The organism is Devosia sp. (assembly GCF_035944845.1).
Taxonomy (GTDB): Bacteria; Pseudomonadota; Alphaproteobacteria; order Rhizobiales; family Devosiaceae; genus Devosia_A.
This window is the reverse complement of record NZ_DASZAW010000035.1, coordinates 105,834-115,131: the sequence shown is the minus strand read 5'-3', so window position 1 is coordinate 115,131 and position 9,298 is coordinate 105,834. Positions and strand designations below refer to the sequence as shown.

The 9,298-nt window shown below is 64.8% G+C and carries 9 protein-coding genes; 8 read left to right on the top strand and 1 reads right to left on the bottom strand.

Annotated features, from left to right (window positions below):
• The first annotated feature begins 28 nt into the window (after window positions 1-28).
• From VGV07_RS06065 to VGV07_RS06035, 7 genes are all read left to right on the top strand, one after another.
• Entirely contained in the window at window positions 29-1,039 is a 1,011-nt protein-coding gene (locus VGV07_RS06065) for an ABC transporter ATP-binding protein (protein WP_326867788.1), read from the top strand.
• A 245-nt stretch (window positions 1,040-1,284) separates the two neighbouring features.
• Entirely contained in the window at window positions 1,285-2,055 is a 771-nt protein-coding gene (locus tag VGV07_RS06060) for a ThuA domain-containing protein (protein ID WP_055880985.1), read from the top strand.
• A gap of 64 nt (window positions 2,056-2,119) precedes the next feature.
• Entirely contained in the window at window positions 2,120-3,166 is a 1,047-nt protein-coding gene (locus tag VGV07_RS06055; protein ID WP_326867787.1) for a Gfo/Idh/MocA family oxidoreductase, read from the top strand.
• A gap of 54 nt (window positions 3,167-3,220) precedes the next feature.
• The gene (locus VGV07_RS06050) at window positions 3,221-4,267 is read left to right on the top strand and encodes a Gfo/Idh/MocA family oxidoreductase (protein WP_326867786.1); all 1,047 of its coding nucleotides are present in this window, start codon (window positions 3,221-3,223) and stop codon (window positions 4,265-4,267) included.
• A gap of 107 nt (window positions 4,268-4,374) precedes the next feature.
• Complete coding sequence (locus VGV07_RS06045) at window positions 4,375-5,301, top strand: phosphotransferase family protein (RefSeq protein ID WP_326867785.1); 927 nt, start codon at window positions 4,375-4,377, stop codon at window positions 5,299-5,301.
• A gap of 231 nt (window positions 5,302-5,532) precedes the next feature.
• The gene (locus VGV07_RS06040; protein ID WP_326867784.1) at window positions 5,533-5,784 is read left to right on the top strand and encodes a GlsB/YeaQ/YmgE family stress response membrane protein; all 252 of its coding nucleotides are present in this window, start codon (window positions 5,533-5,535) and stop codon (window positions 5,782-5,784) included.
• A 4-nt stretch (window positions 5,785-5,788) separates the two neighbouring features.
• Window positions 5,789-6,304: a GNAT family N-acetyltransferase gene (locus VGV07_RS06035; RefSeq protein WP_326867783.1), complete on the top strand. Its 516-nt coding sequence runs from the start codon at window positions 5,789-5,791 to the stop codon at window positions 6,302-6,304.
• Between the two features lie 187 nt (window positions 6,305-6,491).
• On the opposite strand, the gene VGV07_RS06030 is transcribed toward VGV07_RS06035, so the two are convergent.
• Complete coding sequence (locus VGV07_RS06030; RefSeq protein WP_326867782.1) at window positions 6,492-8,336, bottom strand: bifunctional metallophosphatase/5'-nucleotidase; 1,845 nt, start codon at window positions 8,334-8,336, stop codon at window positions 6,492-6,494.
• Between the two features lie 285 nt (window positions 8,337-8,621).
• Here VGV07_RS06030 and VGV07_RS06025 point away from each other — a divergent pair, with 285 nt between their 5' ends.
• Window positions 8,622-9,275, top strand: coding sequence for a ThuA domain-containing protein (locus tag VGV07_RS06025; RefSeq protein WP_326867781.1), 654 nt, complete (start codon window positions 8,622-8,624; stop codon window positions 9,273-9,275).
• Window positions 9,276-9,298 lie beyond the last annotated feature (23 nt).

Below are 9,298 nucleotides of genomic sequence, written 5' to 3'. Positions count from 1 at the left end.
ACCGCCGGCGGCGTAAAGGGCTAAATCCATGGCGCATATCGAACTCAAGAACATCAAGAAGTCCTTTGGCCTCGTCGATGTGATCAAGGGCGTCGATCTCGAGATCTTCTCGGGCGAGTTCATGGTCTTCGTCGGCCCGTCGGGCTGCGGCAAATCCACCTTGCTGCGTCTGATGGCCGGGCTCGAGGACATCACCTCGGGCGAAATGACCTTCGACGGCACGCTGGTGAACGCGCTGGCGCCATCGAAGCGCGGCATCGCCATGGTGTTCCAGTCCTACGCGCTCTACCCGCACATGACGGTGTACGAGAACATGGCGTTCGGCCTCGAACTGGCCAAGTCGAGCAAGGAAGCGATCAGGGAGCGGGTGGAGAAGGCGGCCGAGCTGCTGCAGATCACCCCCTATCTGGCGCGCCTGCCCAAGCAGCTCTCGGGCGGCCAGCGCCAGCGCGTCGCCATCGGCCGCGCCATCGTGCGCGACCCTAAGGTGTTCCTGTTCGACGAGCCGCTTTCGAACCTCGATGCGGCGCTGCGCGTCGCCACCCGGCTCGAGATCGCCAAGCTCCATCATGCGATGAACAGTTCGACCATGGTCTACGTGACGCACGACCAGGTCGAGGCGATGACGCTCGCCGACCGGATCTGCGTGCTGCGCGATGGGCTGGTGGAGCAGGTGGGCACGCCCCTCGAGCTCTACGAGAACCCGCAGTCGCTGTTCGTCGCCGGCTTTATCGGTTCGCCCAAGATGAACTTCCTCAATGGCGAGATCGCCTCGAAATTCGGCGCCAACACCATCGGGGTGCGCTCCGAGCATATCGAGATCGCCGACCGCGACGGCGCCTGGAAGGGCAAGGTCGTGCATTCCGAAAGCCTCGGCTCGGACAGTTATGTCTATGTCGATATCGGAGCGGGTGGCGATCCGATCATCGTGCGGCAGGAAGGCACCCATCTGCACCAGCCGGATGCCGCGATCTCGATCGCGCCGGTCCCCGGCAAGGTCTACCGCTTCGACAAGGCCGGCAAGCCGGTCAAGAACTGACAAAATTACCGCAGGCGCAGCGATTTTCGCTGCGCCTCGTTCGATTTTCGCCGCACTTGCTTGCCAATTGCAGGGCCGCAATGCAGTGAATCCCGCCGACGATCAAACCGCTTTGAGGACCGGAGCGTTTTCAGGAAAGTTGCAGACTTTTCCGGTTCGAAAGCGCGACAAAGCCAAAACGAATTATCGAAGCCTGGGCCGGAGCCATTATCCGGCCCTTTCCACGATTACCAAGGAGACCCGCCATGCCGATCCGCGTCACCGTCTGGGGTGAGAATGTCCACGAGCAGAAGAATAAGGCCGTGGCCGAGAACTACCCCAAGGGTATGCACGGCCAGATCGCTGCGCTGATCGGCGAGGACAAGAACCTCGTGCCGACCACGGTGACCCTGCAGGATGCCGAGCATGGCATGACCGTCGAGAAGCTCGCCAATACCGACGTCCTCGTCTGGTGGGGCCATGCCGCGCATGGCGAAGTGAAGGACGAGATCGTCGAGCGCGTGGTGCAGCGCGTCTGGGAAGGCATGGGGCTGATCGTGCTCCATTCGGGCCACCACTCGAAGGTGTTCAAGCGCCTGATGGGCACGCCGGCCAACCTGCACTGGCGCGAAGCCGGCGAACGCGAGCGCATCTGGGTGGTGAACCCGGGCCATCCGATCGCCAAGGGCCTCGGCCCCTACTTCGAGCTCGAGAACGAAGAAATGTACGGCGAGCCCTTCTCGGTGCCGGAGCCGCTCGAGACGGTGTTCGTCTCGTGGTTCCAGGGCGGCGAAGTGTTCCGTTCGGGCCTCACCTATCGCCGCGGCGCCGGCAACATTTTCTATTTCCGCCCGGGCCACGAAACCTACCCGACCTATCACGACGCCAATGTCGGCAAGGTGCTGCGCAACGCGGTGAACTGGGCCTACAACCCCGACAATCACGCACATCTGCTCAAGGCGCCGAACACTCCGGTGGACAAGGCGATCGAACACATCGTCGAGCGCGGCGCCAAGCTGACGCATCACCCGAAGTGACCTGAGAACAGGGGCCGCCTCCCGGCGGCCCTCATCCCGTTCGACCCTAACCCCTGACAGAGCGATGCGACTTCTTATTCTCGGCACCGGCCGGATGGCCCAGAGCCACGCCAAGGCCTTCCAGACCATCGATGGCGTCGAGATGGTGGGCGCCGTCGACACCATCCCCGAGAACCTGGCGACGTTCTGCGACACCTACGGCATCGCCAACCGGTTTTCCTCGCTCGATGACGCATTGGCCTGGGGCGATTTCGACGCGGTCGACAACATCACGCCGGATTCGATCCACCATCCGACGACGCTGAAGGTGCTTGCTGCCGGCAAGCATGTGTTCTGCGAAAAGCCGCTGGCGCCGAGCTATGGGCTCGCCATGGAAATGGTCGAGGCGGCGGAACGATCCGGCCTCATCAACATGGTGAACCTCACTTACCGGAACGTCGCGGAACTCCACAAGGCGCGCGAGATCATCGCTTCGGGCATGATCGGCGAGGTCAAGCATATCGAGGCGAGCTACCTGCAGCACTGGCTGGCGCTGCGCGACTTCAACGATGCGGCGAACCTCGCCGGCACCTGGTTGTGGCGGTTGTCGAAGGGCCATGGCTCGAACGGTACGGTCGGCGATATCGGTATCCACATTCTCGATTTCACCACCTTCGCCATCGGCCAGCCGATCGTCGCGATGAACAGCCGGCTGCAGACCTTCCAGAAGGTGCCGGGCGACCGGATCGGCGAATACGTGCTCGATGCCAATGACAGTTTCATCATCTCGGCCGAGTTCGCCAATGGCGCCATCGGCACCATCCATTCGTCGCGCTGGGCCTCGGGGCACTCGAACGACCAGCGGCTGCGCGTCTACGGCAACAAGGGCGGGCTGGAGCTGAGCCACGGCCACTGGGGCTCGCTGCTTCGGGTCTGTGCCGACGAAGACGTCGCGACATCCACCTGGCGCGAGGTAAAGGCCGAGCCGGTCAAGACCAACTACCAGCGCTTCGTCGAGGCGGTGCGGACGGGCGTGCAGGCCGACCCGGATTTCCGTCACGCGGCGGAGTTGCAGAAGATCCTCGACCTGGCGCTCGTCGCCGATCTCGACCGCAAGGAATATCGGGTCTGACCCGACCGTAACGCATACGGGCGAAACAGCGCCCCATCCCGAAGGAATACCACTATGCGCATGCTCATCCTCGGCACCGGCGGCATGGCCGCCCAGCACGCCAAGCACTTTGCCGCCATCGACGGCGTCAGCGTCGTCGCCGGCGTCGATGTCGATCCGAACCGGCTCGAGAAGTTCAACACCACGCACAACATTCCGAACGGTTTTGCCTCGCTCGATGCGGCGATCGCCTGGGGGCAGTTCGATGCGGTGGCCAATGTCACGCCGGATTCGATCCACCACGCCACCTCGATTGCAGCGTTGAAGGCCGGCAAGCACGTGTTCTGCGAAAAGCCGTTGGCGACCGACGCGACCAAGGCGTTCGAGATGGTCGACGTGGCCGAACAATCCGGGCTGATCAACATGGTCAACCTCACCTATCGGAACGTCGCGCAGTTGCAGAAGGCCCGCGAGATCGTGCTCTCGGGCGCCATCGGCGCGGTCAAGCATGTCGAGTCGAGCTACCTGCAGAGCTGGCTGGTGTCGAAGGCCTGGGGCGACTGGCGCACGGAAAGCCAGTGGCTGTGGCGCCTGTCGAAGAAGCATGGCTCGAACGGCGTGCTCGGCGATATCGGCGTGCACATTCTCGATTTCGCCTCGTATGGCTCGGGCCTCGAGATCGAGCACGTGTTCGCGCGCCTCAAGACCTTCGACAAGGCCGAGGGCAACAAGATCGGCGAGTACGAGCTCGACGCCAATGACAGCTTCACCATGGCGGTGGACTTCGACAATGGCGCACTGGGCGTGATCCACGCCAGCCGCTGGGCCACCGGCCACATGAACGAGCTGCGGCTGCGCGTCTATGGCGAAAAGGGTGGCGTCGAAGTGCAGCACCGCCATGACGGTTCGCGCCTGCGCGTCTGCCTCGGCGACAATGTCGAGAGCGGCACCTGGGAGGAAATGGAAGCGCCGGCGGTGCCGACCAACTACCAGCGCTTCGCCGAGGCAGTGAAGACCGGCAAGATGCAGGAGCCGAGCTTCCGCCACGCCGCTGAACTGCAGAAGGTGCTGGATCTGGCGACGGTGTCCGAGCAGCAGCGCAAGGAATTGGCGACGCATTGATCGGCACCTGCAGATCTTATCGGGAGCTGCGCCGTGGGGCGTGGCTCCCTTTGCTTTTGTCGGGCGGCGTGTAACGTCAGGCGGGGCCAATCGCGGGGGGCGAGAGCGTGGCGCTGCCGGACTTTCCTGTTGTTTCGGACGAGATGCTGTACGCCATTGCGGCGCAGCACGGCATTGCCGCCGGCTCGGTGGCGCCGATGGCGCAGGTCGGGATTTTCAACGCCATCTATGCGCTGGGCGAGCGGCATGTGCTGCGTGTGCCGCGGTTCGATCAGCGGTTCGAAGGCACGGCGCTGAACGAGGCGATCGCGGTGCCGCTGGCGCGGGCGGCCGGGGTGCGGACGCCGGCGCTGCTGGTGTCCGACGCGACGCGGACGATCCTGCCGGTGGCCTACGGCATCTATGAGCGGGTCGAAGGCCGGGTGCTGGAGCGTAGCGTGGCCGATCCGGCGCTCGTTGTCGCCGCATGGCGTGAGTTGGGGCGCGACCTGGCGCGCCTTCATGCCGGGGTAGAACCCTCAGCAGCGACGGAACTGCTGAGTTGGGACGACAAGACCGACCCGCGCCCGCTGCCCGCCGAGATTGCACGGGCCGGCTATTTCGGGGTGGCGGAGGCGGACTGGCTGACGCGCTGGCTGGATCGGCTGGCGCCCTATGCGGTGGCGCCGGGCGAGGCGCGCTTCCTGCATGGCGACAGCCAGGCGAGCAACGTGATGGTTGGCGCCGACAGCCTCGACTATGTGGCGGTGCTCGATTGGGGCGGTTGCGAGTGGGGCGACGTATCGCGGGACTTTGCCGGCGTGCCGCTGCGGGCGGTGCCGGCAATGCTCGAGGGCTATGGGGAAACCGGGCTGATCGACGACGGGCTGCGGCCGCGGATCGTCTGGCGGCACCTGCAGATTGCGCTGCACCAGCTGCGGGGCAGGCCGGTGCCGGATTACTCCTGGGGCGAGCGGCCGATCGGCATGCTGCTGGAGGTGCTGCGGTTCTTCGGCGAGCAGCGCGACGAGGCCTGGCGGGCGTGGGGGCCGTAGAGCCAGGCGGTTGATGGGCCGGTGCGGGAAACGCACCCCCACCCCTATCCCCTCCCCGCAAGGGGGAGGGAGACGCTCACACTGAAGCCAGCGTTTTGGTCTCCTCCCCCCTTGCGGGGAGGGGATAGGGGTGGGGGACTCTTCCGCGCCGACCTATCCCGACAGAGCCCCCGCCCATTGCAACCCAACCGCCTCGGGTCCATTTATGTTCGCGAGGAATCGGAGGGGCTTATGGGCATATTGGGCGCCATTATCATCGGGTTCATTACGGGGGTCATCGCCAAGCTGATCACCCCTGGTGATCCCAAGCCGCGCGGCTTCATCCTGACCACGGTGCTGGGCATTGTCGGTGCGCTGCTGGCGACCTGGCTGGGGCAGGCGATCGGCTGGTACCAGTCGGGCGAACCGGCCGGCTTTTTTGGCGCCATTGTCGGCTCGGTCATCGTGCTGTTGATCTGGCGGCAGCTGGCGCGGCCGCGCTGACGCCATGGACATTCCAGTCATCGAAACCGAGCGGCTGATCCTCCGCGCCTATACACCTCAGGATTTCGACGCCTTCGCTGCCATGTGGGCCGACCCCGACGTGGTGCATTTCATCGGCGGCAGGGTGTTTTCCAGGGAGCAGAGCTGGCAGCGGTTCCTGACCCGGGCAGGGGGCTGGCAGCACCTGGGCTTCGGCTTTTTCGCAACCTTCGAGAAGGAATCCGGCCAACTGGTGGGAGAAGCCGGCTTTCACGAAGCGCGCCGTATCATCGAGCCACCGCTCGAGGGCACGCTCGAAGCCGGCTGGGCGCTGATGCCCTCGGCGCAGGGCTGGGGCTACGCCACCGAGGCGATGCAGGCGGCGATCGGCTGGGCCGAAACGAGCTTCCCGGGCCGCCGCATGACCTGCCTGATCAATGTCGACAACCTCGCCTCGATGCGCGTCGCCGGGCGGCTGGGCTTCAAGGAGTTCGCCCGGACGATCTATGGCGACGATAAGGTGGTGTTGTTCCAGCGGTAGGGCAGCACGCTCGATGGCGCAGTCGGTGCCCTCTCCCACTTGCGGGGGAGGGGGGAGCCCCACGCGCTGATCGTCTACTTGCCAAAGGAAAAGGGGGCCGGTGTTTGCCGCTCCCCCCCTCCACCGCCTGCCGGCGGTCCCCCTCCCCCGCAAGCGGGAGAGGATCGCCGACTGGGCGTTCTGTGCCTTACTGCTTCGGGGCTTCCGTTGCAGGGGCCATGGCAGGGGCCTCCATCGCAGGGGCCTCCATCGCGGGAGCTTCCATCGCCGGGGCTTCCATTGCCGGGGTCTCGGCCGGTGCCGCTGCCGGTGCTTCGGCAGGAGCAGCCGGAGTTGCTGCCGGCGCTTCGGCCGGGGCCTCGGTTGCTGCCGGAGCCGCTGGCTCAGCGGCCGGTGCGGGTTCGGCCGCCGGCGCCTCAGCCGGCGAGGCGTCGGTGATGCGGCCGTCGGTGTAGGGGGCGTAGTCGCCGCCGAGCTTGGCGATGTAGTCAGCGACCACCTTTTCGAGCGGCGGGCCGAAGTCGTAGGCATTCACTGCCTTGGTGCCGAACAGCTCATAGCCGTCGCCGCCACCGCGGACATAGTTATTGGTGACGAGGCCATAGGTCGTGGCGGGATCGATCGGCACCCAGTTGTCGCCGTCCTTGACCAGCACATCGGAGATGCGCGAGCCGGCGGGCTTGGACTTGTCGAAGGTGTATTTGAGCCCGGCGACCTGCGGGAAGCGGCCGGCGATTTCCTCGATCTGGCTGACGCCGTTTTCCAGCGAGGCGACGAGATCGGCACCGGTAAGCTGGAAGGTGGCAAGGGTGTTAGAGAAGGGCAGCACAGTCAGCACTTCGCCCATGGTGATCGAACCGGCATCGATCGAGGCGCGAAGGCCACCCGAGTTGGCGATCGAAATGGTTATGCCCTGGTCGGCGACGCGGTCGAGCTGTGCGTCGGCGACCAGGTTGCCCATCGAGCATTCCATGACGCGGCAGACGTTGCGGTCGCCCTGGATCGCCTCGGTGGCATTGCCGATGACTTCGGCCTTCAGCGCCTCGAGGGGCTTGCCCAGTTCGGCGACGCGGTCGAGGAAGCCCTGGTCGGGCGTCACCGACGCATCGAGGAGGATCGGCGCGCCCGCGGCGGAGATGACTTTGCCGGCATCGTCCCAGGTAACCTTCAGGTCGCCCAGCACCTTGCCGTACTGGCCTGCCTGGACGATCGGCACATCGACGCCGTCCGGGTTCTTGACCAGGGTGGGGTAGGGGCCGGCCTCGCCCTCGCCGGTGCCGAGGAAGGTGTGCGAATGGCCGCCGACGATCACGTCGATACCTGAAACGGCCTTGGCGAGTTCCTGATCGACATTGTAACCGATATGGCTGACGACGATGATCTTGTTGATCCCGGCGCCTTCCAGCGCGCCGACAGCGCCCTTCACATATTCGGTGACGCTCTCGAACGCGACGTTCGGCCCCGGCGAAGCGATATCGGGAGTATCCTCGGTCGTGGCGCCGATGACGCCGATCTTCTCGCCGGCGATGTTGAGGACGATCACGCCCTTGGGCAGGCCCTTGAGGTCAGGATCTTTGGTGGTGTCGAAGTTGCCGCCGATGATCGGGAACTTGGCCGCGGCGATGAACTTGGCAAACTCGAGCGGGCCGTCGTCGAACTCGTGATTGCCGGTGCCGACCACGTCGAAACCCATGTCGTTCATGAAGTTTGCGACGATCTCGGATTTGTACCGGGTGTAGAACAGCGAGCCCTGGAATTCGTCGCCGGCCGAGAACAGCACACTATTCTCGCCTGCCGCCGTGGCCTTGGCGCGCTCGGCGTCGATGGCAGTCTTCAGGCGCGCGATGCCGCCGAAGCACTCGCCCTTCTGTTCGCCTTCGGCATTACAGGTCGAGTCGGTGCCGGTGATGGATTCGAAACGCGAGTGGAAATCATTGATGTGGAGGATCTTGAGCGAGAACTCGGCTTGCGCGGCGCCGGTCAATCCGGCCGATAGCGCCAGCGCCGCGGCGCCGAACAACAGCTTCTTCATATCTCTGTCCCTTTAACGTGGCATCCGGTTGGTCCGAACCCTTCTCGCACTGCATTGCAACGCCGGTGTAACAAGCATCAGGCATGCCGCTGGCCGTCATCCGCAACCCCAGTGGAACCCAGAGTTAACTATAGAAACTGCGACAGCGGAAGGGCGTCGGACGACGCTTTTGGGCTTCCATGGATGGCCGGTTCGGATACTCTCCGCGCGCTTTCGGTCACCGATTTGCCACGTGATCGAACCCGGGAAGTCAGCAGCTTCCCCTCTGTTTTTCAGGAGTCGACTATGCGGAGTGCCTTGATCGTCTGGGGTGGGTGGAGCGGGCACGACCCCGAGGAATGCGCCGCCATCTATCGGCGCTGGCTGCACGAAGACGGCTACTCGGTGCGAGTCGAAACCGATCTCCAGGTGTTCGCCGATCCGGCGATCCACGAGCTCAGCCTGATCATCCCGATCTACACCATGAGCAAGATCGACAAGGAGCCGCTCGCCAACCTCGTCAAGGCGGTCGAAGGCGGCGTCGGGCTCGCCGGGCACCATGGCGGGATGAGCGACGCCTTCCGCGATGCGGTCGACTACCAGTTCATGGTCGGCGGCCAGTGGGTGGCGCACCCGGGCAACATCATCGATTACACGGTGGATGTGACCAAGCCCGAAGATCCGATCATGCAGGGGATTCCCGCCTCGTTCCCCTACACCTCCGAGCAGTATTACATGCACATGGACCCCTCGGTCGAAGTGTTGGCGACGACCACCTTCTCAGGCCAGCATGCGGCCTGGACCAAGGGTGTGGTGATGCCGGTGGTGTGGAAGCGGCTCTACGGCGCCGGCAAGGTGTTCCACTCGACGCTGGGCCATCAGGCCAAGGAATTCGAGAACCCGCAGATGGCGACGATCCTGCGCCGCGGCATCAACTGGGCGGCGCGAGCGGAGGGGTGAGCCATCGTGCCCTCCGGCGCCCC

Coding starts and splice junctions, on each gene's coding strand:
- VGV07_RS06050 (WP_326867786.1), top strand. CDS start 3,221: ATGCGCATGCTCATCCTCGGCACCGGCGGCATGGCCGCCCAGCACGCC.
- VGV07_RS06040 (WP_326867784.1), top strand. CDS start 5,533: ATGGGCATATTGGGCGCCATTATCATCGGGTTCATTACGGGGGTCATC.
- VGV07_RS06030 (WP_326867782.1), bottom strand. CDS start 8,336: ATGAAGAAGCTGTTGTTCGGCGCCGCGGCGCTGGCGCTATCGGCCGGA.
- VGV07_RS06065 (WP_326867788.1), top strand. CDS start 29: ATGGCGCATATCGAACTCAAGAACATCAAGAAGTCCTTTGGCCTCGTC.
- VGV07_RS06025 (WP_326867781.1), top strand. CDS start 8,622: ATGCGGAGTGCCTTGATCGTCTGGGGTGGGTGGAGCGGGCACGACCCC.
- VGV07_RS06060 (WP_055880985.1), top strand. CDS start 1,285: ATGCCGATCCGCGTCACCGTCTGGGGTGAGAATGTCCACGAGCAGAAG.
- VGV07_RS06035 (WP_326867783.1), top strand. CDS start 5,789: ATGGACATTCCAGTCATCGAAACCGAGCGGCTGATCCTCCGCGCCTAT.
- VGV07_RS06055 (WP_326867787.1), top strand. CDS start 2,120: ATGCGACTTCTTATTCTCGGCACCGGCCGGATGGCCCAGAGCCACGCC.